The sequence below is a fragment of the Lysinibacillus sp. ACHW1.5 genome (assembly GCF_022014815.1).
In the GTDB taxonomy this organism is placed as follows: Bacteria; Bacillota; Bacilli; order Bacillales_A; family Planococcaceae; genus Lysinibacillus; species Lysinibacillus capsici.
In genome coordinates this window covers 2,786,923-2,809,570 of sequence record NZ_CP091777.1, presented here as the reverse complement: position 1 = coordinate 2,809,570, position 22,648 = coordinate 2,786,923, and the positions used below count along the sequence as shown (strand labels likewise).

The window sequence follows — 22,648 nt, the reverse complement described above, 5'->3', positions numbered from 1 at the left end:
TATATGGCTACACTAATCGTACATTTTAGGAAATAATTAGTGTGCATAAAGGAGAGGTATAGGGTGAAAGTAGCGACAATTACAGCACTTGTCAATGCGCTTGTTTTAGCGCTGTGCTTAAAGGGTTTACATTATTTCCATCTCATTAAATGGCATCCGATTGGGTTTTATAAAAAATGGAATTGGTTTGAAGAAAGCTCCAAATTATTTCAATGGACCTTTTTTATTTTTCTACTATTTATTATCGGCTTATTTTTATACATGACTATGCGCTATGTATATATTATCCCAGCTGTCTTTTCTTCCCTTTTATTAGGTCTCTTGGTGACCATCTCATTGGAATGGATTGCTTTGGATTTACCATTACAGCTTACGTCTTTCAAAAAACTGTCGATTCCCTTTATGGTGACCGTTATTTGTTTATTACGTTTCTTGCTTGAAACCGCCAATTTCCATCAGAAGGAACATACAGCACAAAAACAAAGTTGAAGGTACAAAATATCCCCTTCCTTTAAGGGGATATTTATGGCACCACTAGTTGAAATTAGTTGCTGAATGCACGGTGTATGATAAAATAAATGGCAAGTACATAGAAAGAGGCGAATAGAAGCGTGAAGTTATTATGTTTGAATGGACCGAACTTAAATCGACTTGGTAAACGAGAGCCACATATTTATGGACATGAAACATTGGATGATGTTCGAGAAAATGTTCAAAATCTTGCGGCTTCTTTAGGTGCTACAGTTGAATTTCGTCAATCCAATCATGAAGGGGTACTAGTAGATTGGGTGCATGAAGCAGAGGACGAAAAATATGATGGTATTATCTTTAATCCTGGTGCATATACCCATACAAGTATCGCATTGCATGATGCGATAGCAGGTATTTCTGTGCCAGTTATCGAAGTACATATTTCCAATATCCACAAACGTGAGGCTTTCCGACATCATTCCTATCTTGCTCCGGCCTGCCTTGGTCAAATTTGTGGACTAGGTACGAAAGGCTATGAACTGGCACTACGTACATTTATCGAGAGGGAGAATTGATTATGTTGAAATTACAAAAGCTACGTAAAGCACTTCAAGAACAAAGCATCGATGGTATTTTAATTACGAATGGGTACAACCGTCGCTATATGACAGGTTTTACAGGGACAGCAGGCGTAGCAATTGTGTCTCAAAATGATGCTGTATTTATTACAGATTTCCGTTATACAGAGCAGGCTGCTGCACAAATTCAGGACTTCCGTATTGTCAAGCATGAAGCCACAATTTTTGAAGAAATTGCTACTCAAGTAAATAATATGGGTATCAAATTATTGGGCTTTGAGAAAGATACTGTAAGCTATGGCACCTATGAACTGTATAAATCGAAGATTCAAGCAGATTTAGTGCCGATTTCTGGGCTAATTGAAAAAATTCGCTTGATTAAGACGGAACAAGAGATTAATATTATTAAGGCTGCGTGTGAAATTGCAGATCACGCATTTACACATATTTTAGGCTTCATCAAGCCTGGTAAAACCGAGCTTGAAGTTTCGAATGAATTAGAGTTTTTCATGCGTAAACAAGGAGCAACTCAGTCTTCGTTTGACACGATTGTTGCGTCTGGTCTTCGTTCAGCATTACCACACGGCGTTGCAACGAATAAAGTGATTGAAAAAGGCGACTTTGTTACATTAGACTTTGGTGCGCTTTATAATGGCTATATTTCGGATATCACACGTACTGTGGCTGTGGGAGAACCATCTGAAAAATTGGTAGATATGTACAATGCAGTCCTTGCTTCTCAACTGTTAGCACTTGAAAAAGTGGGTCCTGGATTAACAGGCATTCAAGCGGACGCGATTGCACGTGACTACTTAAAAGAAAAAGGATATGGCGAAGCATTTGGTCATTCTTTAGGACACGGTATTGGTCTTGAAGTACATGAAGGCCCTGGCTTATCGATGCGTTCTGATACAGTGCTAGAGCCAGGTATGGCCGTGACGATTGAACCAGGTGTTTACTTACCTGGAATCGGTGGTGTCCGTATCGAGGATGATATTTTAATCACAGAAACGGGTAATGAACTACTAACACATTCGTCAAAAGAACTCATTATTTTATAAACTTTGGAGGAACACAAATGATCTCAGTAAACGATTTCCGTACAGGTCTAACAATTATTGTTGATGGCCAATTATACCGCGTGTTAGATTTCCAACACGTGAAACCAGGTAAAGGTGCTGCATTCGTACGTTCTAAATTACGTAACCTACGTAACGGCTCAGTGAATGAAAAAACATTCCGCGCTGGTGAAAAAGTTGAAAAGGCACAAATCGATAATCGTAAGATGCAATATTTATATGCACAAGGTGATGAGCATGTATTTATGGACTTGGAATCATATGAGCAAACTGAACTAGCTTCATCTGCTATTGAGTATGAATTAAAATTCCTAAAAGAAAACATGGAAGTGCATATTCAATCTTACCAAGGTGAAATGTTAGGTGTTGAATTACCAAACACTGTTCAATTAGAGGTAACAGAAACAGAACCAGGAATCAAAGGTGATACAGCTTCTGGCGGTACAAAACCTGCTACTCTTGAAACAGGTCTAATCGTACAAGTACCATTCTTCGTTAACCAAGGTGACGTTTTAATCATTAACACGGATGAAGGTTCTTACGTTTCACGTGCATAATGATCAGCCTACTCTTTTCATTAAAGAGTAGGTTTTTATTTTTTTCTTATACATATACTGTCAAATCGTTCATTTAATGTGATAATAGATAGAAGCACTATTTAATTTTTATTGAGGTACTATCAAGTTTCTATCATCAGATAGATGGTCATTACTGGTAGAATTGTTTACAATCAGAGTAAGGAGTGAAAGGTATGCTACAAACAACATTTGATATGCGATATCCAATTATACAAGCACCAATGGCAGGCGTGACATCACCTAAATTTGTGGCGGCTTGTGCTGAGGCAGGCCTATTAGGTTCAATTGGTGCAGGTTACTTAGATGGTGAGCAAACAAAGCAGTTTATTCAAGAAGTGAAGAAATTAACGACAAAGCCCTTTGCGGTCAATTTATTTGTGCAAGAAGAACCCAAAATTGATGTCGAGGTTTTACAACAAGCCAGAATGGCACTGCAACCTTTTTACGATGAATTAGGATTATCCCCTGTACAGAGCGTAACATCAAAGGAAGTTTTTGCAGGACAGGTTCAAGCTGTGATTGAAGAAAAGGTAGCAGTTTGTTCATTTACTTTTGGGCTGCCATCTCCAGCTGTTCTTAAACAATTAAAAGATCATGGTGTCTATACGATTGGTACTGCTACCACATTAGAGGAAGCCATACTGGTGGAGCAAGCAGGAATGGATGCGGTTGTATTACAAGGGGGAGAGGCAGGCGGTCATCGAGGCTCATTTACTGACCCTCTGCAATTAATTCCATTGCATGACTTACTACAACAAGTAGTGGGAAAAGTTGAGATTCCGATTATAGCTGCGGGAGGCCTTGTAACCAAAGAGGATATTCAAAAGGCACTTGAAAGTGGGGCACAGGCAGTTCAAATTGGGACGGCTTTACTAGTGGCAGATGAATGCGAAATTTCGCCACTCTATAAAAATGCTGTATTGGCATCAAAAGAACAACAAACGACGATTACGCTTGCCTTTACTGGTAAACCAGCAAGAGGTTTAGCAAATGATTTCACGAAACGTATGGAGGATGCGACAGTAGCACCCTATCCACTACAAAATTATCTAACGACGACCATTCGTAAGGAAAGTGCTGAGCAAGGTAATGCAGAATATTTATCCATGTGGATGGGTGAAAATAGTCACCTCATACAGCAAACGGATACGGTGAAAAACATTGTGAGCAAACTATTATAATTTTTTATCGTAGAAGATCTCTATACATCTGTATAGAGGTCTTTTTTTTTGAAGAGCGACATATATTGCTGTACACGAGGGGGCGTAGGAATGGAATTACAAGACGTATTAAGAGTTGCTGGAGTGGGACTAGTCGTTGCGCTTCTTCATGTTTTCTTTGATCAAACAGGGAAGAAGGAGTTTTCATTTTTCCTCTTTTTCATTGCTTACTTATATATGACAGCAGAATTACTTCGCTTTTTACGTCTATTCTTTAATGAGATTTTAACCTTCTTCCAATGGCTTACCTCATCCGGGTAATGTGAATGGAAATTGTCATCGTCGCTGTTGTCATGCTGCTTTTATTATTGCTGATAAAAGAAGTTATACAGCCACTCCATGCGCTAATCAGTGTGATGTTTTCTTTTTTGCTTTTTGGCATGTTGTTCTCGACGCTTTTATTGCCTTTCGCCAAACAATTGTTAGAAACACTTGCGTTTTTACCTTATGCGAAGGCTATTTTAATCAGTGCAAGTATGTTCTATGTCGGGCAGTGGGTGGCATTGCTTTTGGCAGAACATAATTATAAAGTGCTCGGGAACATCGTTTTTGCTGCGGTGAAAATTGTGATTTTGCTGTATTGGTTTAAAGAATTTCTGGCTGTTCTACAGGAGGTGTCGGCCATTTTAAAAAGGCTAAACTAAGGAGCGAAGCCATTGCAGGAGCAAATATTATCGTTTTTAATCGACCCATTCTTTCTCTTGCTCAAGATGACGCTCATGCTTTGCAGCTACGTCATCATCATTTTGATTGTGAACATGCTATTACCAGAGTTTGAAAAAGGGACAAGGATACTTTTTTTTCTTATCGTTTTAGCAACAATCGGTCCTGTTGTTGTCAACTCCTTTACATTAATTGATGAAATTGCACAAGGACTAGCCCATCTATTTACGGCATTTTATCCAATTCTTACATCAAGCTTTTTATTATCCAGTAGTATTACAGCGATTGCTTCCTGGCAGCCTTTTTTACTGTTTTTTGTACAAGTCCTCACCATTATCAGTAGTAAGTGGCTTATTCCTGGCGTGCTTTTGGCCATTGTCTTTGATGTATGCAGTGTAATCGTTAAGGAAATATCCTTTACTCGAATAGCTGAATTGATTCGCTTTACAATTATGAGCATCGTGTCGGCCTCAGTTATTTGCTATGTCTTACTGATGACCGCAAGCGGTGTAGCAGCATTTAGTGTCAATGCGGCTGTAGCGGAGCCCGTCAAAAAATTAATTGAAGAAAATATTCCAGTTGTAGGTTCTTTTATTGTGGATAGTTTTTCGATGTTTCAGCATATGACTCAATTTACATCTTCTCTTACAAGTATTAGCGCCTTTATCGCCGTCATTACAGTGTCTTTTATCCCAACCGTGCAGCTTGTAGTCAGTGCCTATTCTTTGAAAATGCTCGCGGCTATTTTAGAACCCATTGCCTTTGATGATATTTGTAGACTACTAGATCAAGTTAGCAAATCGCTATTTACTTTATGTGCTGTATCATTTTTAATTGCTTTTTCATTTATGTTTTCTTGTTTTTTCCTCATTGTGTTCGTACAAGTCATGGCAGGGGGGAGATAGATTGATTCTTTTATTGGCATTGCTGTTTGTCTGTCAGATTTTTGTGTTTCTAACGGATGATAAGGAAATAATTTCACTGACAAAGTTGGTCATCACGTTAGTATTTTTGCAATTGCTATTAAAGATTCCATTTATCAATTCATAGGAAGAAACAAGCGTACATACACTTGAAAAAGAGAAGATGAAAGGAGGCAATGTACAAGTGATGTGGAAAAGACACGAAAAAAAACAACGTCATTGATGGTTTTAATTTTGATAGCTGCCTCCGTGGGAATTTTCATCATTTTACCTATGTATCAAACGAATTCGACAAGCGACAAAGGTTCACCGCTCACGAATGAAGAAAAACTTGAGCAAACCCTGAAGGCAATGGAAGGTGTAGGGAAGGTTAAAGTCTACTTTTATTATGGAGAGATGACAGATGATCAGGATACCAATAAACTATTCAGCCAATATTTTCGAGGGACTGAACAAGGCGCGAAAAACGTGACAGGAATGCTCGTTGTTTCAGAGGGTGCTTCCGATATCTTTGTGAAAAATGAAATTCGTGCTGTCGTCAGTCAAGTGATGCAATTACCGATTCATCGAATTATTATCGTTCCAATGGAAAATAAGGAGGAAAAGTAAATGCGCGTACGTAGAAGAACAGTTTGGTTTATGACATTATTAAGTTTAGTAGCAGTTATTTCAGTGTATTATTTGGTAGATCCAGCCAAGCAATTCAATGGTCTTACTATTTTTACAGATGATACACTGCAACAAACAGCTGTCACAGGTGTTACAGATCAGGAAGCAACAAATGATATAACACAAGAAGTATCTTCACCAAGTCACTTATTTGAAGAAATGCGTATGCAGGTTAGTGATGAGAGAAGTCAGCTTCGTGAACAGTTAACACAAAAGATTGCCTCAGAAGAATATTCTGCCGAAGAAAAAAATGAGGCATATAATGAAATGGATGGCCTTATTAAACGTGAATCAGCGGAAGCTATGCTTGAGATGCTCGTAAAATCATTAGGTTACTCGGATGCGTTTGTTCGTGCTGAGGGAGAAAAAGTGTCGGTGACAGTGATGGCTGAAGAATTGTCAAAAGCTCAAGCAAACGAAATTATTTACCTGGTAAAAACAGAGATGGAAGGCGCAAATGATGTGCAAGTCAAGTTCAGTGCAAATAATTATTAAAAAATAAAGAAAAAAACAAATTTTTAGTTAATTCGCAAAGGGTTGTTATATATCAGCTTCATGAAAAGGCTTTCGCTTAGTAAAGGAAAGCCTTTTATTTTGTTCATATTTACTTAATTTTCATTTAACTATTTCAAATTGATACGAAAAAATATAGAATAGTTATTGTAGTAGATTTTAATTCATAAGGAGAGTTAGAAATGTTCAAAATTCAAGAAATTCGTGAAATTATCAAATTAGTGGATTCTTCTTCAATTGACGAGTTTGTGTATGAAGTAGATGGCGCAAAAGTAAAACTTAAAAAGAATAATGTTGTTGTTACAGAAACTGTAGCACCTAAAAAAGAAGTAGTAGCCCCTGTTGTACAACAATCTGCACCAGCAGAAGCTCCAGCAGTAACACCTGCACCAGCGAAAGAAGAAGCGCCAGCACCAGCTGCAGCGGCACCATCAGTTAACGACCCATCGTTACATAAAATTGTATCTCCAATGGTCGGTACTTTCTATCAAGCACCAAACCCAGATTCTCCTGCATACGTAAAAGTGGGTGACAAAGTAGGGGACGAAACAATCGTATGTATCGTAGAAGCAATGAAATTATTCAACGAAATCGAAGCAGAAGTGCAAGGGGAAATCGTTGAAATTCTAGTTAAAGATGGCGACTTAGTAGAGTACGGCCAACCATTATTCCTTGTAAAAGCTGAGTAAGGAGTGCAAAACAAATGAAAAAAGTTTTAATTGCAAACCGCGGCGAAATCGCTGTGCGTATCATTCGTGCTTGTAAAGAGTTAGGCATTCAATCGGTTGCTGTGTACTCTGAAGCAGATGCTGACGCATTACATGTGAAGTTAGCAGACGAAGCTTATTGCATCGGACCGAAGCTATCAAAAGATTCTTATCTTAGCTTCCCAGCGCTACTTAGTGTAGCTGAAAAGACAGGTGCTGATGGCATCCACCCAGGATATGGCTTCGTATCAGAAAACGCTGATTTTGCGGAAGCTTGTGAAAACGCTGGCATTAAATTTATCGGTCCATCATCTGATTCTATTAAAATTATGGGCATCAAGGACGTTGCACGTACAACAATGGAAGCAGCAGGCGTTCCACTTGTTCCAGGTACTGGTATTGTACCAGATATCGAAACTGGTAAAGAATGGGCTGCTAAAATTGGTTACCCTGTCATCATCAAAGCAACTGCTGGTGGTGGCGGTAAAGGAATCCGTGTAGCACGTACAGAAGAAGATCTTGTAAAAGGTATTGAAATTACGCAAAAAGAGGCTGCGGCAGCATTCGGTAACCCTGGCGTATATTTAGAGAAATTTATCGAGTACTTCCGTCACTGTGAAATCCAAGTTTTAGCAGATGGCTACGGTAACGTGGTGCATTTAGGCGAACGTGACTGTACGGTTCAACGTCGTATGCAGAAGTTAGTAGAGGAAGCACCATCTCCAGCTCTATCTTCTGAGCGTCGTGCTGAAATGGGTGCAGCTGCAGTAAAAGCGGCACAAGCATGTAACTATGAAGGTGCTGGCACAATCGAGTTTATCTATGACTATCAAGAGGACAAGTTCTACTTCATGGAAATGAACACTCGTATTCAGGTTGAGCACCCAGTAACAGAAATGATTTCTGGTGTAGATCTTGTACAACAACAATTAAAAATTGCATCTGGTGAGAAGCTTCCATTCACACAAGATGATATAAAATTAAATGGTTGGGCGATTGAATGCCGTATTAACGCAGAAAATGCCTATAAAAACTTCATGCCTTCAGCAGGAACTGTTGATACGTATATAACACCAGGTGGTTATGGTGTACGTATTGATTCTGCTGTCTATGCGGGCTATACAATCCCACCATATTACGATTCAATGGTAGCAAAACTAATTGTTCATGCGGATACACGTGAAGAAGCGATTGCAAAAATGAATCGTGCCTTAAGTGAATTCGAAGTATCTGGTCCTGGAATTAATACAACCATTCCATTCCACCAAGCATTGATGAACAATGATGTTTTCAAATCAGCACAATTCAATACAAAGTTCCTAGAAGAGAACGATGTATTGGGTGTAGCAGAAAAAGTGAAGTAAGCGTATAGGGAATAAAACTTGGAATAAAACAAATCGGGATATCCGAAATTTTTTACCTCTAACTAAATTTATTTAGGTTGGAGGTTTTTTTATGTCCAAAAATAAGCAAAGAACAGGAATATTTGATTTGGTGATTATAGTCCTATTGAGCTGAAAAGAATAAATTCTGAGAATGAGAGTGACGAGCCACTTATTATAGCGACATCCATTGTGGTAGATGTTAATTCTGTTCGATTAAAGGGGAATCGTATTAGCGCCTATTCAGCTTTAATGATTGTCAGGTATTTGGAATCGGACAATTAGGGACTAGGATTATAGTTTTAATCGCATGTGAAAATATGAATATTGAATATGCAGACGAGATTTCTTTAGAAACATTATTTGGTTTTATTGCTTCATTAGGGAATGTTAAAGATATTACAAAGCAAAGTAAACTACGTGTTGTAAAGGCAATATTAAATCGCATGTTTGACAATATGGATAGAAAAACGATTTTGGAAGGATGTAAAAATAAAAGTAGATGAAAGAATCAAGCCCTCTGCAAATGAAAATAATTTAGCTATTCTATTATCTACTTTTGATATGAGCAACTTCATTCAATTTCGTGATGCAGTAGCAGTTTTAACAATTTATAAATGTGGTTTGAGAGTAAATAAGTTAGTGCAATTAGAGGAAAAGCACATTGCTTTTGATAATTAGTTACTAATTATTGAGGGGGACATTATGAAGGAGAGGGAGGCATTAAAACTTCCTATTGACGATGAATTAGAACGCTTTTTAAAGCGATTGATTGGACAAAACAATAAAATTTGAAGTCATTATAGAAAACGCAATATATATATTTTTATTAATAAATTTGGTGAATCACTTATCACAGAAAAATCAACTTGCACCATATCAAAAAGGCTATCTTACTATGCAAACAGTTACAGTAATTTTTATCAAGTACCGAAGTCATTCCAAAAGATGATGGTTATGACTAAAGATGTTTATAATGATGTAGTAGTGACTATAGAGCAACTACCTTTTTAAAAATTAACTAATGTAGATATTTGCACTAGATAGCAATCACTTAAATGGTAGCTGAGTTTTATGTGTTGACTATCAAGTAATAAACTAAACAAACTTATTCAATGCAATTGTGAAGAAAGAGAAAGTAATATCACATAGAAAAATCAAAGCAATGGTTTATGAAGTTAAGTTATGACTTTGAACACAAAGTACATTCCAACTAGGACAGCTAGCGTAATAAAAGGTTTGAAAACCCACTGTGGGGCTTTAACAACTTTCAAAATCAAACCTATAGCAACACCTGCTACAAGCATGATTATTAGAATAAGAGCTAATTGAATTGCCATGCTACTTACAACTGAGTTATCTATAAATAAATTCACTTTCTACTTCCTCCTTCTTTACTTGTAATTGTAAATGAAGTAGTAAGTGATAGCATAGATGTATTTTTGACATTAGTAGAATAAGTATAGAACGTCTAAAAACTGAAATGTTTATTCCATGCCTGACATATTCATATTTCCATGATAATCAGGTAAAGACCAACAGAGGGGATAAAGCTTATATTGACCTTATTAGACAGGCAAAGGAATCAGATAACGAGAACTCAATCCTAACTACGAGCCAATGGACAACATTCCGTAAGCACACTTCAAAGAGTGTCGTGACGATGTAGAAAACGCTTATTTTGATTTAAAGGCTATTATCTATGATTTCCTACTGAGGTTGGAAAATAACAAAATAATCGCTTCAAAAAGCTGAATAATAGTAGGCAGAACTAGTCCAAATTAAACAGAGAAAGCCGAACGATGAAGGAACATTTCACAATTGTTTCTTCGATAGTTCGGCTTTTTGACTGGCCAAAATACTTTTGTCCCAGCCTCTTTATTTATTGCTCACTTTCTTTTTTCTTTTCAATTAAAAAGCTCATAGGACCATTTGAATTTAACAATCTCATTTTCTCAGCCATTTCTACTGGTGGTGGTGAGCAACCCTCTTTGACCCAATCATAAATCATTCCTGCATAGGCAGAAGCGATGTAGTTGGCAAGGATGGATTCGGTCAATATTTCTTTATTAATTAGTTCAATTCCTTCATAAAAGGAGAGATAGTAAGCTTGGATAAAATCTTTTAATATGAAATAAAAATGAGAATCTTTGAATAGTAATGTTTGATACAAGAATTGATTATCATAAATATAATGAAAAATATGGTTACTTAAATAAAGCTGTGCCTCAGCAATACTATGATGTTTATCAAAAAAACGATATAGATTACCTAAAAGAGGTTCTAAAGCATGTTGATAAGTTTTTTGCAAAAGTGCATCCTTAGATGGGAAATGGCGATAAAATGTGGAACGATTAATGTTAGCCTGTATGCAAATTTCACTGATTGTGATATTGTCAAATGTTTGATGTTCCATACAAGCTAATAAAGCATATTCCATTTTACGCTCCATTTTATGATTGGCAGTTGTATACATATATCATCTCTTTTCTATAGAATTCCAACATATTTTCCTTATGTGTTGCAATTTGAAGGGAGGTGGTTTTTTAGTTTTCAATATAATTCATTATAATATAGGCAGAACCATCAAAGCCAATTGAAGAAGGAGTTTGAGTAAGATGAATAAACAATTAACACAATATAGCCCAGTAACAGTAATTGGGGCTGGCGTTATCGGTATTTCATGGACAGCATTATTTTTGGCCAATGGAATGGAAGTGCGTGTCAATGATATTAGTGACACATTAGAGGAAGATATACACCATGGTTTGAATACCATTAAGCCAGCATTGCAAGCATTAGGTTATAATGTAGACAATTTAACAGCAAATTTAATCATTGAAAAAGACTTAGAAAAAGCATTAAAAGGTGTGAAAGTTGTACAAGAAAATGGACCTGAAAATCCAGCATTTAAACAAGATTTATACCAAAAACTCGAACAACTAGTGGACAAGGACACATTGCTATTTTCTTCTTCATCAGGTATTCCAGCAACGGTTATTGCTGAACGCATGGTAACACCAGAACGTGTATGTATTGGCCATCCATTTAACCCGCCACATCTGATTCCACTTGTGGAGATTTCTGCTGGTGAAAAAACATCACAAGTAACAATTGACAAAGCATTTGAATTTTATAATATTTTAGGAAAGACACCTGTAGAAATAAAAAAAGAAGTGCCAGGCTTTGTAGCAAACCGTCTACAATCAGCCTTATTTAAGGAATGTATTCACCTTGTATTAGAGGGCGTTGTTGATGCCAAAGAATTAGATACTATTGTCCAACAATCCATCGGTATACGTTGGGCAATTGGTGGGCCTTTCTTATCCTTCCATTTAGGTGGTGGACAAGGTGGCTTTGAACACTTTATGGCACATCTTGGACGCAATATGCAACAAAGCTGGGCAAACCTAGGACAGCCTGAACTAAACGATGCCAATGTCGCTAAATTAATTGCCAATGTGCAAACGTCATATGGGGAGCAAACAATCGACCAATTAGCAGAAGCTCGTGACCGTAGCCAAATTACTTTATTGACTGCTTTAAGGGAAAAGTAATCATTCATTGCAAAAGAGGCTGGGGCATAACGAAATAATCGCTTCAAAAAGCCGAATGATAGTAGGCATAACTAGTTCAAATGAAAAAGAGAAAGCCGAACGATGAAGAACATTTCACAATTGTTTCTTCAATAGTTCGGCTTTTTGACTGGTTAAAATACTTTTGTCCCAGCCTCTTTCTATTTTACACCATGTATAATAATAGCAAAGGAGAGATTGTTTGTGGAAGAAAAATAGGATATTGGGATATTGCAAGAAAATATATATGAGTTTGCAGATGCAACTAATAAAGAGGATTTTATTATAAATATCCATGTTAGATAGTTTTCATGGCAGGGAGGGATTCTGAAAGTATATATGCTCTGATTGATGATGAATCCTTCTACGAATGCTTAACTAGAAGAACACCTGAAGAACAATTAGAAGAATTATCAAAATCAACAGGTGTTCTAACTCCATTCATGTTAGTTTTCAAAGAGCAATTTAATGATTGTGTTCGTGAAGAAAAGATGATTCATTCAATTTTAGAAGAACGTGGAGAGAGAGTTTCGTCTAATAGAGAATTTTTAACACAGAAATTAACGAGGCAATTACAGTAATTCAACAGGTGAAGAAGAACTATGATATGATAGTTAGTTATAACTATATGAAGAAAAGGATCATTGTTGGTATGATGATAAACCTATTATTGCCTTGCCCCTTAATTCCGATATTTTGGAAATTAGTGTTGAGAATACTAATCTACCTGATACTCCAACACCCCATAAAAAAGAAATTGAAGCGATATGACAGTAGCTTTATATGGTAACATATCTTCCAAATTTATAAGTTACCTATATCAACCTAAACAAACGTTGATTTAACAACATTCATGATAGTTAGGTTGTGGGCGGCTTCACCAGCAATAATCTAAACGCTTTTGCATCATATGACTGTGGAACAAACTTCAAAGTAGACCAATGATATACAATTAAACATTCGAAATTTTTCCCTAAAACAACCATTCCACCAAGCATTGATGAACAATGATGTTTTCAAATCAGCACAATTCAATACAAAGTTCCTAGAAGAGAACGATGTATTGGGTGTAGCAGAAAAAGTGAAGTAAGCGTTCGCAAGTTTAAACCTCCTAGCTATTATTAGTTAGGAGGTTTTTTATGTATAAGTATAACTAGATGGAAGACTTACTTGCAGGTAGGAAGATCAATTATAGAAGAAAGATTGACCGTTATAGAAGCTTAAACCGTTACCAATAGAAGTGTGGTGAAAAAGATGATAAAAGTTCTATTTTATAGATAGAAGATCGTTATCTGGTGTTAACATACCATTCTTTGTTGAATAGTCTCCCATGTCTCTGTAAAGCACAGCTGTCTTTATCGCATGGCCCTCTTTCACAAAGACAAGAAGGCAAATATCTTCCCGTACATCTAATCCACTAATACTACCTTTAAACTGTATGTCCATTGTTTCTTCAATCACATCTTTCGTTGTATAAGGTCCGAAAATTTGCGCTTTTTCCCAGTCAAAATCCGTTAATTTATTTAGTGAAACTACTGTTGTACCGCTATTTGCTTTTTCCATTATATTTTTCGCAAGCAATGTGTCTTCATTAGCTCTATTCCCCAAAAATAAAAAGAGCATTGTCAACATGAGGACAACCCCACCGATACCAAACAACCATTTTTGTAACATACTCTACCTCTACTTTATCTCAAATTGATTCTATATTATAGAAAGAATACTATATAATAGAAGAAAGAAATAGTCATCCCCCCTTAAAAGGAGTGAAACAATGGATGCCTATATACAATAAGCTAGTGAGGGATAAAATTTTAGAAGTAATTGAAGCGAAGGGTTTATCCTATCATGCACGTATTTTAGAACCTAGTGAACTAATAAAGGCAATAAAAGCTAAAATGATAGAAGAGGCTACAGAATTTTACGAAGCCCAGCATAAAGAAGATAGTGTTGAAGAGCTCGCAGATATACTGGAGCTCATTCATATGGCTATCGGTGTGCTAGGTGTACGCTTTGAGGAGCTAGAAGTGACGCGTGAACACAAGAAGAAAGCTCGTGGGGGATTTGAAAAGGGAATTTATTTAATCGATGTAGTGGATTAGTAAAGTCGGTTTTAATTTAAAACGGCTTTCGACAGCCAAACCTTCCTTTTTATAGTATAATAAATGTAAGTACAGCACTTGTTTGTGATGTGTAAGGGAAAGGATGATATTTGTATGGCAGAGAAAGTAGGACAATCTTTCGTACAACCAACACCTTCTGGGAAAGAAGAGCTTGGAAAAATTGAGGTAGCGGCAGAGGTGATCGAAGTTGTGGCTGGGATTGCTGTTAATGAAGTAGAAGGCATTGCTGCAACTCGTGGGAATATTGCGACGGGTGTCGTGGAACGTTTCGGTAAAAAAGTACACAATAAAGGCATTAAATCAGGTGTAACGGAAACTGGTGAAATTGCGATTGATGTATTTTGCTCTGTGAAATATGGATATGCCATTCCTAAGGTAGCAAAAGAAGTTCAAACGCAAATCCGTCAGGCTATTTTTAATATGACGGCACTAGAAACAGCAGAAGTAAATGTGCATATTACAGGTATTCACTTTGAAAAAGAAGAAACAGTAGTGCATGAATAAAAAAGAAAAGGATTGCCCGATGATGATTTATTCATCAAAGGGCAATCCTTTTTAAATGGATTTCTCTAGGATTCATGTGGATGTGTATCGTTATTTTTATAATTCTATATGCTTTGGCTTTCTCCAGAATAACGCAAGTATGACGCCAAGCACCAATACGATTGTAGCAAAGTAGTATGGATAGTTCAGATTGATATCGAACAATACACCACCTAGGATAGGGCCAAAAATATTACCAAGACTTGTAAACATAGAGTTCATGCCACCAACAAATCCTTGTTCATTGCCAGCAATTTTCGATAAATACGAAGTAACAGCAGGTCGAATTAAATCGAAGCCTACGAAAATAAAGAATGTAACGAATAAGATGGCAAAATAATGACTCACAATCGTCATGGCAAATGTTAATACTGCTGAAAGGATTAGTGAGTAACGAATAACATTAATCTCACCCATTTTCTTTGTCAGCCAATCAAATAGTATTAATTGAGCTAGTGCGCCTACAATACCACTTCCTGTAATAATAATGGCAATGTCCGATGGTGTAAACGCAAATTTGTGATCGACGAATAAGCTAAACAATGATTCGAATGCAGCGAGGCCAAATGATAGCACGAAAATAAGAATGAATGGTATGAAGTAGAGTGGACTAAACACACGCTTGACACTACCTAACATGGATTGTGCTACTTCTTCATTGTCTGTAGCACGTGTTGGCTCTTTTAAAAATAGCAATGACAGGATAGCTGCAAACAGACCAAGTACCCCAGCTGCATAAAATGGGACACGTGTACCAATTTCAGCCAAAAATCCACCGATCCCAGGGCCGATAATAAAACCTGTGCTAATGGCTGCACTCATATAGCCAAGTGCCTTAGGACGTTGTGCCAATGTCGTAATATCAGCTATATAGGCGGTTACGGCTGGCATAATGAAAGCTGCACTCACGCCACCTAACATACGAGAGACAAAAAGAATTTCAACAGAACGACCAAACCCAAATAAAAACTCAGAAAGTCCAAAAATAAAAAGACCTGCAACAATCATAACTTTGCGGCCAATATTATCAACAAGCTTACCTGCAATTGGTGATGCAATTAATTGTGTAATGGCAAAGGCTGCCACCATATAACCAACAACAGAGCCTGAAATATGTAGCTCATTCATGATGGTTGGTAAAACAGGGATGACTAAACCAATCCCTAAAAAGGCAATGAAAAGATTAGATAATAAAATAGCTAAGGTTATATTTTGCTTCTTGCTCATAAACTTCTCCTTCTAATGGTTCGCGATACATGTTTTCAATCTACTAGAATATTTCCATGTAATACGATAAACCCTATAGTAACTATAGGGTCAAAAGATTTGTTTTTATTTTTTAAAATTTTTCTTAGTTTGGGAGTTCAGGTAGAGAGTTATACGAATGCGCCACTACTTTTTCGGAGAAATTTTGTGTCACTTGTTTTTGCCTAATCTTTAATTCTACTATAAATTTCTTTTCTTGCTCCATAGTGAGCGTTGCTGGCATATATAGCTCATACACTTGCGACTCAAATAGTTCCTGCTGAGCCAATACATGATTTCTCAATTTTTCATAGTATGAAAAATAAGTATCAGGGTCGTAAATAAAGGCAATGCATACATATTTACCGCCAGGAATAATAGTTTGTTGTATGTTTGGTGAAAGCTGCGAAAATGTGCGCTCCGTTAATAGGGGAGTGAAAATAGCATCATAAATGATGTCATTGACATCTTTATAAGGCTCTAGTGGATAAATACAGCCATAACGACTGTTTAAGACACTGCCTTCCTTTTCGATGATTTTAATTAAAGTGGCATAGTATGTACTGGTGCTCGATGTCGGTGTTAATGCAGTAGTGGTTACTTGAAGAACGGGCATTGCTTCCTCTATCTGCACATAAATTTCACCGAAGACTGGGATATCAATTTGCTCTTGTAATTGCTTTTTTGTTTTCAGTAAAGTATTTTTTGCTTCGTTTAAACGTGAAATTTTTTCATTGATGCGTAGCTCCTGCTGAGCTAAAAAATCAAGCAATTCCTCAGAGGTTAATCTAAGTGCTTTTTTTATATCATCGAGCGTCACGCCGATATATTTAAGGGACTTTATAATGTCTAAATAGAATAGCTGATTGCCTTTATAATACCGATAATTGGTGAAGGTATCGATATAAGCAGGCTTAAATAAATCAATTTGATCATAATAACGTAATGTCTGAACCGATAAGTTTGAAAGTTTGGCAACCTCACCTATCGTATAATAATGTTCCTTCATAAATGGCCTCCACTAATAAAAGCTAAAAAAGTTTTGAATGGCATCAAAACGAATTTTATGCTTGCATCCACCCAGTAAAATAGGTGAGATGTACGTTCCTTCATTTGTTGATATTTTTTTCACCTTCAACCATTTTAAATGTTTTTTGCAGCTAGAACATATAGCTTCATGTTGCATTGTGACACCTCTAAAGTTTTTTCTTTATTATACCATTCCGAACAGGAAACATTTATTTTTGAATACCACTATTCGATGAGAAGTGGGCTTAAACAAAAAGTTCCTTGAAAAAGGTTCAGATTATTGAAAACTTGCTTGAAATCGTGTTTCTCATGTGATTTTATGCTATTATAAACCTTAATGCCACTTAAGAAGGAGAGCTTTACATGAAACGACATGAAGCACGCGAAAAAGCGTTGCAAGTTTTGTTTCAGCTAGACAATACGGATCTAACAGTTGAAGAAGCAATGGGCCATATTAAAGGTCAACCTACCAATGCCTTCTACGAAAAGATCGTGAATGGAACAGCTGAACATTTGGAGGAAATCGATGCTACATTAGAACAGCATCTTGAAAAGTGGTCACTTGCCCGTCTACCCAAAATTGAAAGAACGGTTTTACGTTTAGCTGTATATGAATTGTTATACATGCCAGAAACACCAAAAAGAGTAGTACTAAACGAAGCAATCGAGTTATGTAAAACATTTGGCGATGATAGTTCATCTAAATTCGTCAATGGTGTACTTTCTAAATTTACAGAACAAGAATAATGTGTTGAATTGGAAGGAGTAACGAAGGTTTATGTCAAGTGCAATTATTAATGGTAAAGAGATTGGTCAAGAAATTCGTAATGCTGTAGCAGAGCGTGTCATTCGTTTAAAAGAGCGAGGGCTAACACCTGGTTTAGCGGTTGTATTAGTTGGAGACAACCAGGCATCAGCTACATATGTGAGAAATAAACAAAAATCTTGTGAAGCGATTGGTATGTTTTCAGAACTCATTAAATTACCAGAAGAGACAACGCAAGAGGAATTACTAGCGCAAATTGAGCTTTTAAATCAACGTGAGGATATTCATGGTATTTTAGTTCAATTACCACTCCCAAAACATATTGATGAGGATACAGTCATTGCAACGATTGCTGTCGAGAAGGACGTCGATGGATTCTCACCTGTAAGCGTTGGGAAAATGATGCTTGGCCAAGATACATTTTTACCTTGTACACCGTTTGGCGTGATGAAGCTTCTTGAGTATTCAGGAATTGAAATCGCAGGAAAGCATGCTGTAATCGTAGGTCGTAGTCATATCGTTGGTAAACCAATGGGACAACTACTTTTACAAAAGGATGCTACGGTAACCTATACACACTCTAAAACGCCAGATTTACCTTTATTTACAAAACAAGCAGATATTTTAATTGCTGCAGTTGGACGTGCAAACTTTATTACGAAAGAGCACGTGAAAGAAGGGGCTGTTGTTATTGATGTAGGCATTAATCGCGATGACAACAATAAATTATGCGGTGACGTAAACTTTGCAGAAGTAGATGGAATTGCGTCTCATATTACGCCTGTACCAGGTGGTGTAGGACCCATGACCATCACGATGTTACTATTCAACACAGTGCAAGCAGCTGAAAATACGCTTGCAAAATAAAAGACCTTTTGAAAAAAGTCATCTCAACATTGTTTGAGGTGACTTTTTTGTTGTGTAAAATCAGAACTTTTCTTCGATTATGTCGTCTAATGTAACGTTTGGGACATACATACTGAGGAGGAGGTTTTTATGGAAAATATCGATATTGTGTTAATTGTCAAGCATATCATTATTGGACTTGTCCAAGGCTTTACAGAGCCAATTCCTGTATCGTCGAGTGGACATGTAATGATTGCTAGCGAAATGCTGGGACTAGGTGAACAAGGTTTTACTTTTGCTATCTTAACAAATACAGCTTCGTTACTTGCTATTATGTATATTTATCGTGAGGATATTGTTCGTCTGATCAGTCATTTTTTTCTTTACTTAAAAACTGGAGAAAAGCGGTATAACGCGGATTTTCGCTTTGCTCTCTATATTATCATCGGTTCAATTCCTGCTGGCGTTTTAGGGGTGTTATTAAGTGATGTCATTGCAGATAACGTAAGTATGACGACGATTGCGCTCATGCTATTTGTGACAGGGACTGCATTATGGCTAATTCGTAATATGCGTGGCAAGAAGAACGATGCGGATTTACGTGCTAAAGATGCCATCATTGTAGGGCTGGGGCAAGCAGTTGCTTTAACGCCAGGTATTAGCCGTTCAGGAGCCACGATTATTTCCGCCATAGCAGTAGGAATGAAGCAGGATACAGCCTTACGTTTTTCCTTTATGCTTTATATTCCTGTAAGTTTAGGTGGGGTAGTCCTTGGCATTACAGATTTTTTAGACGAGCCGAGTAAAGGTGCATTAGCTCTTCCATATGCCGCCACTTTCTTGGCAACTCTCATTATGACTTATTTTGCGATGCGTTGGTTTATGGGCATTATGAAAAGTGGTAAACTTAGCTACTTTACGTATTATTGTTTTATTGTAGGAACTCTTTTATTACTATTCTATTAAAATATAAAGTCTCATAACGTATGAAGTTATGGGGCTTTATTTGTTATTTGTCATAATATACGGTTTCTAATAGTGAGAACGTGTAGGAATGTGTTATAGTTGTTTTTCAATAGAAGAAAGACAGTCATTTTTTCTACCGAAACTGCATTTTGGCACGTCAACGACTGCAAAAAATGTTATGATAGGTGTAGTTTTGTGAAAAACTTGATTTTAGTAAAGGAGCCGAAAACATGTCCTCTGCTTCTTATTTAACAGTAAAAGCGTTAACAAAATATATTAAACGAAAATTCGATGCAGATCCACATTTGCGTGAAGTGTATGTAAAAGGTGAGTTATCGAATGTGAAAATTCATCAATCCGGCCATATTTACTTTACATTAAAGGATGATGGTGCCCGAATAGCTGCGACGATGTTTAAAACAGCGGCTACCAAATTAGCGTTTGAACCAAAGGAAGGTATGCAAGTATTTATCCGAGGGGATGTAAACGTTTACGAAGGCTATGGAACCTATCAGCTATATGTACAAGAAATGCAACCGGATGGCATTGGTAGCTTATTTGTTGCCTTCAATCAATTAAAAGAGCAATTACAAAAAGAAGGCCTTTTTAAACCTGAGTGGAAACAACCGATACCAAAATTTCCTGAAAAAATTGGTGTACTCACGTCAACAACTGGTGCAGCTATACGGGATATTTGTACAACCTTAAAGAGGCGTTATCCACTTGCTGAAATTTTGATTTATCCAACACTTGTGCAAGGAGCTCAGGCTGCACCGAATATTGTGCAAAATATTCAACGTGCTAATCAAGAGGCAAGCTGTGATGTGTTGATTGTCGGGCGAGGAGGAGGCTCCATCGAGGATTTATGGGCTTTTAATGAAGAAATTGTGGCAAGAGCTATTTTTGAAAGCCGAATCCCTATTATAAGTGCGGTTGGCCATGAAACAGATACAACGATCGCCGATTATGTAGCCGATTTACGTGCACCTACTCCAACAGCTGCTGCAGAGATGGCTGTGCCAGATCAAGCGGATCTCTACCAACGTGTGCTTACGCAGAAATCACAGCTTCATCAAATGGTTAGGTCGCAACTTATGGCAGAGCGACAACGTCTAAATAAGCTCCAGCAGTCTTATCCATTGTCCATGCCGGAAAGACTTTATCGACCTTTTACAGAAAGATTGGCACAGCTTGAGTCAGGGTTGCAGGCAGCAATGCAAGTGAGCTTGATGAAAAAAGCTGCCCAACTTCAACAATTACATAGTACGGTGGAGCAACATTCACCCAAAAAGGCACTTGCTTTTCATCAGAGAGAGCTTGAAGCGCGCGTTCAACAATTATCACGTGCTACAACGTATTATGTGGCAAAACAGCAACAACAATTTGAGTCAACCGTTAGAACATTAGAAGCTTTAAATCCACTGTCCATTCTAACAAGAGGATTTACAGTAGCATATAAAGATCAGCAAATGATCAAATCATCCACTGAGGTGCAAAAGCAAGATCAACTGACACTGACCTTCCATGATGGAAAGGTTGTGGCTAAAGTGACGAATATCTTGCCAAAGAATGAGGGGGAATTGTTGTGACTGAAAAACAACAAACATTTGCAGAAGCCATGACGGCATTAGAAGAAATCGTTCGCCAGTTAGAACAGGGTGATGTGCCATTGGAAAATGCGATTGATTTATACAAGCAAGGAATGGAGCTATCAAAGTTTTGCCATAGTAAGCTGCAACATGCTGAGGAGCAGCTTGTATCAATTGTCCAAGAGACTGGTGAAACAACAGCATTTGATCCACTAAAGGGAGAGAATTAGGAAATGAATGAGCCATTAAAGTACTTTATTGAAAGCAATACACCACAAATTGAAGAGACGATGTTTGCACTTGTTGAACAAATTGATGCACCCGCAGATTTAAAGGAATCCATGCTTTATTCATTAAAGGCAGGGGGGAAACGAATTCGTCCTCTTTTTGTGTTAGCGGTACTAGAGCTTTACCGCGAAAATCTTCAGGACGGTTTGATTGTCGGTTCGGTCATTGAAATCATTCACACGTATTCTTTAATTCATGATGATCTACCAAGCATGGATAATGATGATTTCAGAAGAGGCAAGCCAACAAATCATAAAGTTTATGGAGAAGCGCTGGCTACGCTTGCTGGAGATGCATTAAACACACTGGCATTTGGCATTTTAGCACGTATGGATATCTCTGCTGAAAAGCGTATTGAACTTGTCCAATTGCTAAGCGTTGCAGCAGGTGCAGAAGGCATGGTTGGTGGTCAAGTACTAGATATGGAAGGGGAGCAACGTCAGCTTAATTTAGCTGAATTGGAACAAGTCCATGTCAATAAAACAGGTGCTTTATTGCGTTTTAGTATTGAAGCGGGAGCCGTACTTGCAGATGTATCAGCACAAGACCGTGCTACATTGAAACAATATGCGCATCATATTGGTTTAGCTTTCCAAATTCAAGACGATATTTTAGATATTGAGGGAACGACTGAAGAACTAGGAAAAACAGCTGGAAAAGATGTCGCTAGTGATAAAAGCACTTATCCAGCCCTCTTAACCCTAGAGGGAGCAAAAGAAAAGCTTGCTGAGCATTATCAACATGCCATTAACGCACTCGATCAATTACCAATAGATGTCAGCCTATTACGTGACTTTGCTGCTTATATAGTTCATCGTAAAAACTAAGAGAAAATCAAGGCGTTGAAGGAAAAGAATATGCTAGAATAGGTGGGAACGTTTGCAATATGTAAACA

General features: G+C 37.3%; 28 protein-coding genes. 23 read left to right on the top strand and 5 right to left on the bottom strand.

What is annotated here, in order from left to right; genetic code table 11:
• The first annotated feature begins 63 nt into the window (after nucleotides 1–63).
• The 13 genes from L6W14_RS14025 to accC all read left to right on the top strand — a co-directional run bounded on the left by L6W14_RS14025 (nucleotide 64) and on the right by accC (nucleotide 8,765).
• Nucleotides 64–489 (top strand): hypothetical protein, encoded by a 426-nt coding sequence (locus L6W14_RS14025; protein ID WP_048392286.1) that lies wholly within the window; start codon nucleotides 64–66, stop codon nucleotides 487–489.
• A gap of 122 nt (nucleotides 490–611) precedes the next feature.
• The gene (gene aroQ, locus L6W14_RS14020; RefSeq protein ID WP_004231111.1) at nucleotides 612–1,046 is read left to right on the top strand and encodes a type II 3-dehydroquinate dehydratase; all 435 of its coding nucleotides are present in this window, start codon (nucleotides 612–614) and stop codon (nucleotides 1,044–1,046) included.
• Between the two features lie 2 nt (nucleotides 1,047–1,048).
• Nucleotides 1,049–2,110 (top strand): M24 family metallopeptidase, encoded by a 1,062-nt coding sequence (locus L6W14_RS14015; protein ID WP_237898221.1) that lies wholly within the window; start codon nucleotides 1,049–1,051, stop codon nucleotides 2,108–2,110.
• Nucleotides 2,111–2,127: 17 nt separating this feature from the next.
• The gene (gene efp, locus L6W14_RS14010) at nucleotides 2,128–2,685 is read left to right on the top strand and encodes an elongation factor P (RefSeq protein WP_004231115.1); all 558 of its coding nucleotides are present in this window, start codon (nucleotides 2,128–2,130) and stop codon (nucleotides 2,683–2,685) included.
• A gap of 194 nt (nucleotides 2,686–2,879) precedes the next feature.
• The gene (locus L6W14_RS14005; protein WP_131522446.1) at nucleotides 2,880–3,887 is read left to right on the top strand and encodes an NAD(P)H-dependent flavin oxidoreductase; all 1,008 of its coding nucleotides are present in this window, start codon (nucleotides 2,880–2,882) and stop codon (nucleotides 3,885–3,887) included.
• Between the two features lie 90 nt (nucleotides 3,888–3,977).
• Nucleotides 3,978–4,187, top strand: a complete 210-nt coding sequence (locus L6W14_RS14000; RefSeq protein ID WP_012295089.1) for a hypothetical protein — start codon at nucleotides 3,978–3,980, stop codon at nucleotides 4,185–4,187.
• Between the two features lie 5 nt (nucleotides 4,188–4,192).
• The gene (locus tag L6W14_RS13995; protein WP_016994741.1) at nucleotides 4,193–4,570 is read left to right on the top strand and encodes a hypothetical protein; all 378 of its coding nucleotides are present in this window, start codon (nucleotides 4,193–4,195) and stop codon (nucleotides 4,568–4,570) included.
• A gap of 12 nt (nucleotides 4,571–4,582) precedes the next feature.
• The gene (locus L6W14_RS13990; RefSeq protein ID WP_004231121.1) at nucleotides 4,583–5,494 is read left to right on the top strand and encodes a stage III sporulation protein AE; all 912 of its coding nucleotides are present in this window, start codon (nucleotides 4,583–4,585) and stop codon (nucleotides 5,492–5,494) included.
• Nucleotide 5,495: 1 nt separating this feature from the next.
• Nucleotides 5,496–5,639 carry a hypothetical protein gene (locus L6W14_RS13985; RefSeq protein ID WP_004231124.1) on the top strand — a complete coding sequence of 48 codons (144 nt, stop codon included), beginning with the start codon at nucleotides 5,496–5,498 and terminating at the stop codon, nucleotides 5,637–5,639.
• Between the two features lie 62 nt (nucleotides 5,640–5,701).
• The gene (locus tag L6W14_RS13980; RefSeq protein ID WP_131522447.1) at nucleotides 5,702–6,121 is read left to right on the top strand and encodes a hypothetical protein; all 420 of its coding nucleotides are present in this window, start codon (nucleotides 5,702–5,704) and stop codon (nucleotides 6,119–6,121) included.
• A complete protein-coding gene (locus L6W14_RS13975) occupies nucleotides 6,122–6,676 on the top strand; it encodes a SpoIIIAH-like family protein (RefSeq protein ID WP_004231131.1) in 555 nt (184 codons plus the stop codon).
• Nucleotides 6,677–6,876: 200 nt separating this feature from the next.
• On the top strand, nucleotides 6,877–7,383 hold the full coding sequence (gene accB, locus L6W14_RS13970; protein ID WP_004231133.1) for an acetyl-CoA carboxylase biotin carboxyl carrier protein: 507 nt from the start codon (nucleotides 6,877–6,879) through the stop codon (nucleotides 7,381–7,383).
• A gap of 14 nt (nucleotides 7,384–7,397) precedes the next feature.
• The gene (accC, locus tag L6W14_RS13965; protein WP_004231135.1) at nucleotides 7,398–8,765 is read left to right on the top strand and encodes an acetyl-CoA carboxylase biotin carboxylase subunit; all 1,368 of its coding nucleotides are present in this window, start codon (nucleotides 7,398–7,400) and stop codon (nucleotides 8,763–8,765) included.
• 1,196 nt (nucleotides 8,766–9,961) lie between these two features.
• Here the strand turns inward: accC and L6W14_RS13960 are convergent.
• Nucleotides 9,962–10,159: a hypothetical protein gene (locus L6W14_RS13960; RefSeq protein WP_131522449.1), complete on the bottom strand. Its 198-nt coding sequence runs from the start codon at nucleotides 10,157–10,159 to the stop codon at nucleotides 9,962–9,964.
• Nucleotides 10,160–10,665: 506 nt separating this feature from the next.
• Nucleotides 10,666–11,259 carry a TetR/AcrR family transcriptional regulator gene (locus tag L6W14_RS13955; protein ID WP_131522450.1) on the bottom strand — a complete coding sequence of 198 codons (594 nt, stop codon included), beginning with the start codon at nucleotides 11,257–11,259 and terminating at the stop codon, nucleotides 10,666–10,668.
• Between the two features lie 142 nt (nucleotides 11,260–11,401).
• On the opposite strand from L6W14_RS13955, the gene L6W14_RS13950 reads away from it, so the two are divergent.
• Together L6W14_RS13950 and L6W14_RS13945 are read left to right on the top strand one after the other, a co-directional pair.
• Entirely contained in the window at nucleotides 11,402–12,340 is a 939-nt protein-coding gene (locus L6W14_RS13950; RefSeq protein WP_131522451.1) for a 3-hydroxyacyl-CoA dehydrogenase NAD-binding domain-containing protein, read from the top strand.
• A 329-nt stretch (nucleotides 12,341–12,669) separates the two neighbouring features.
• The gene (locus tag L6W14_RS13945; protein WP_237898220.1) at nucleotides 12,670–12,939 is read left to right on the top strand and encodes a GIY-YIG nuclease family protein; all 270 of its coding nucleotides are present in this window, start codon (nucleotides 12,670–12,672) and stop codon (nucleotides 12,937–12,939) included.
• 685 nt (nucleotides 12,940–13,624) lie between these two features.
• Here L6W14_RS13945 and L6W14_RS13940 read toward each other — a convergent pair.
• Nucleotides 13,625–14,032, bottom strand: a complete 408-nt coding sequence (locus L6W14_RS13940) for a hypothetical protein (RefSeq protein WP_237898219.1) — start codon at nucleotides 14,030–14,032, stop codon at nucleotides 13,625–13,627.
• A gap of 104 nt (nucleotides 14,033–14,136) precedes the next feature.
• Between L6W14_RS13940 and L6W14_RS13935 the strand changes: the two genes are divergently transcribed.
• Nucleotides 14,137–14,460, top strand: a complete 324-nt coding sequence (locus L6W14_RS13935) for a nucleoside triphosphate pyrophosphohydrolase (protein WP_237898218.1) — start codon at nucleotides 14,137–14,139, stop codon at nucleotides 14,458–14,460.
• A 114-nt stretch (nucleotides 14,461–14,574) separates the two neighbouring features.
• A complete protein-coding gene (locus L6W14_RS13930) occupies nucleotides 14,575–14,985 on the top strand; it encodes an Asp23/Gls24 family envelope stress response protein (RefSeq protein WP_004231142.1) in 411 nt (136 codons plus the stop codon).
• Between the two features lie 96 nt (nucleotides 14,986–15,081).
• On the opposite strand, the gene L6W14_RS13925 is transcribed toward L6W14_RS13930, so the two are convergent.
• Together L6W14_RS13925 and L6W14_RS13920 are read right to left on the bottom strand one after the other, a co-directional pair.
• Nucleotides 15,082–16,251, bottom strand: coding sequence for an MFS transporter (locus tag L6W14_RS13925; RefSeq protein WP_048392291.1), 1,170 nt, complete (start codon nucleotides 16,249–16,251; stop codon nucleotides 15,082–15,084).
• A gap of 124 nt (nucleotides 16,252–16,375) precedes the next feature.
• Nucleotides 16,376–17,278 carry a MerR family transcriptional regulator gene (locus L6W14_RS13920; protein WP_237898217.1) on the bottom strand — a complete coding sequence of 301 codons (903 nt, stop codon included), beginning with the start codon at nucleotides 17,276–17,278 and terminating at the stop codon, nucleotides 16,376–16,378.
• A gap of 383 nt (nucleotides 17,279–17,661) precedes the next feature.
• Between L6W14_RS13920 and nusB the strand changes: the two genes are divergently transcribed.
• The 6 genes from nusB to L6W14_RS13890 all read left to right on the top strand — a co-directional run bounded on the left by nusB (nucleotide 17,662) and on the right by L6W14_RS13890 (nucleotide 22,580).
• Nucleotides 17,662–18,045: a transcription antitermination factor NusB gene (gene nusB / locus L6W14_RS13915; RefSeq protein ID WP_004231146.1), complete on the top strand. Its 384-nt coding sequence runs from the start codon at nucleotides 17,662–17,664 to the stop codon at nucleotides 18,043–18,045.
• 31 nt (nucleotides 18,046–18,076) lie between these two features.
• Nucleotides 18,077–18,931, top strand: coding sequence for a bifunctional methylenetetrahydrofolate dehydrogenase/methenyltetrahydrofolate cyclohydrolase FolD (gene folD / locus L6W14_RS13910; RefSeq protein ID WP_237898216.1), 855 nt, complete (start codon nucleotides 18,077–18,079; stop codon nucleotides 18,929–18,931).
• Nucleotides 18,932–19,060: 129 nt separating this feature from the next.
• On the top strand, nucleotides 19,061–19,876 hold the full coding sequence (locus tag L6W14_RS13905) for an undecaprenyl-diphosphate phosphatase (protein WP_131522456.1): 816 nt from the start codon (nucleotides 19,061–19,063) through the stop codon (nucleotides 19,874–19,876).
• A 230-nt stretch (nucleotides 19,877–20,106) separates the two neighbouring features.
• Nucleotides 20,107–21,465, top strand: a complete 1,359-nt coding sequence (gene xseA, locus L6W14_RS13900) for an exodeoxyribonuclease VII large subunit (RefSeq protein WP_131522457.1) — start codon at nucleotides 20,107–20,109, stop codon at nucleotides 21,463–21,465.
• Nucleotides 21,462–21,695: an exodeoxyribonuclease VII small subunit gene (xseB, locus tag L6W14_RS13895; RefSeq protein ID WP_008179899.1), complete on the top strand. Its 234-nt coding sequence runs from the start codon at nucleotides 21,462–21,464 to the stop codon at nucleotides 21,693–21,695. Before xseA ends, xseB begins: the two co-directional genes overlap by 4 nt.
• 3 nt (nucleotides 21,696–21,698) lie before the next feature.
• Nucleotides 21,699–22,580 (top strand): polyprenyl synthetase family protein, encoded by an 882-nt coding sequence (locus L6W14_RS13890; protein WP_131522458.1) that lies wholly within the window; start codon nucleotides 21,699–21,701, stop codon nucleotides 22,578–22,580.
• Nucleotides 22,581–22,648: the final 68 nt, after the last annotated feature.

Excerpts from the sequence above, each read along its gene's own strand:
- L6W14_RS14015 (WP_237898221.1), top strand. The coding sequence starts at position 1,049 with ATGTTGAAATTACAAAAGCTACGTAAAGCACTTCAAGAACAAAGCATC.
- efp (WP_004231115.1), top strand. The coding sequence starts at position 2,128 with ATGATCTCAGTAAACGATTTCCGTACAGGTCTAACAATTATTGTTGAT.
- L6W14_RS14005 (WP_131522446.1), top strand. The coding sequence starts at position 2,880 with ATGCTACAAACAACATTTGATATGCGATATCCAATTATACAAGCACCA.
- L6W14_RS14000 (WP_012295089.1), top strand. The coding sequence starts at position 3,978 with ATGGAATTACAAGACGTATTAAGAGTTGCTGGAGTGGGACTAGTCGTT.
- L6W14_RS13995 (WP_016994741.1), top strand. The coding sequence starts at position 4,193 with ATGGAAATTGTCATCGTCGCTGTTGTCATGCTGCTTTTATTATTGCTG.
- L6W14_RS13975 (WP_004231131.1), top strand. The coding sequence starts at position 6,122 with ATGCGCGTACGTAGAAGAACAGTTTGGTTTATGACATTATTAAGTTTA.
- accB (WP_004231133.1), top strand. The coding sequence starts at position 6,877 with ATGTTCAAAATTCAAGAAATTCGTGAAATTATCAAATTAGTGGATTCT.
- accC (WP_004231135.1), top strand. The coding sequence starts at position 7,398 with ATGAAAAAAGTTTTAATTGCAAACCGCGGCGAAATCGCTGTGCGTATC.
- L6W14_RS13955 (WP_131522450.1), bottom strand. The coding sequence starts at position 11,259 with ATGTATACAACTGCCAATCATAAAATGGAGCGTAAAATGGAATATGCT.
- L6W14_RS13950 (WP_131522451.1), top strand. The coding sequence starts at position 11,402 with ATGAATAAACAATTAACACAATATAGCCCAGTAACAGTAATTGGGGCT.
- L6W14_RS13945 (WP_237898220.1), top strand. The coding sequence starts at position 12,670 with ATGGCAGGGAGGGATTCTGAAAGTATATATGCTCTGATTGATGATGAA.
- L6W14_RS13940 (WP_237898219.1), bottom strand. The coding sequence starts at position 14,032 with ATGTTACAAAAATGGTTGTTTGGTATCGGTGGGGTTGTCCTCATGTTG.
- L6W14_RS13935 (WP_237898218.1), top strand. The coding sequence starts at position 14,137 with ATGCCTATATACAATAAGCTAGTGAGGGATAAAATTTTAGAAGTAATT.
- L6W14_RS13930 (WP_004231142.1), top strand. The coding sequence starts at position 14,575 with ATGGCAGAGAAAGTAGGACAATCTTTCGTACAACCAACACCTTCTGGG.
- L6W14_RS13925 (WP_048392291.1), bottom strand. The coding sequence starts at position 16,251 with ATGAGCAAGAAGCAAAATATAACCTTAGCTATTTTATTATCTAATCTT.
- L6W14_RS13920 (WP_237898217.1), bottom strand. The coding sequence starts at position 17,278 with ATGAAGGAACATTATTATACGATAGGTGAGGTTGCCAAACTTTCAAAC.
- nusB (WP_004231146.1), top strand. The coding sequence starts at position 17,662 with ATGAAACGACATGAAGCACGCGAAAAAGCGTTGCAAGTTTTGTTTCAG.
- folD (WP_237898216.1), top strand. The coding sequence starts at position 18,077 with ATGTCAAGTGCAATTATTAATGGTAAAGAGATTGGTCAAGAAATTCGT.
- L6W14_RS13905 (WP_131522456.1), top strand. The coding sequence starts at position 19,061 with ATGGAAAATATCGATATTGTGTTAATTGTCAAGCATATCATTATTGGA.
- xseA (WP_131522457.1), top strand. The coding sequence starts at position 20,107 with ATGTCCTCTGCTTCTTATTTAACAGTAAAAGCGTTAACAAAATATATT.
- L6W14_RS13890 (WP_131522458.1), top strand. The coding sequence starts at position 21,699 with ATGAATGAGCCATTAAAGTACTTTATTGAAAGCAATACACCACAAATT.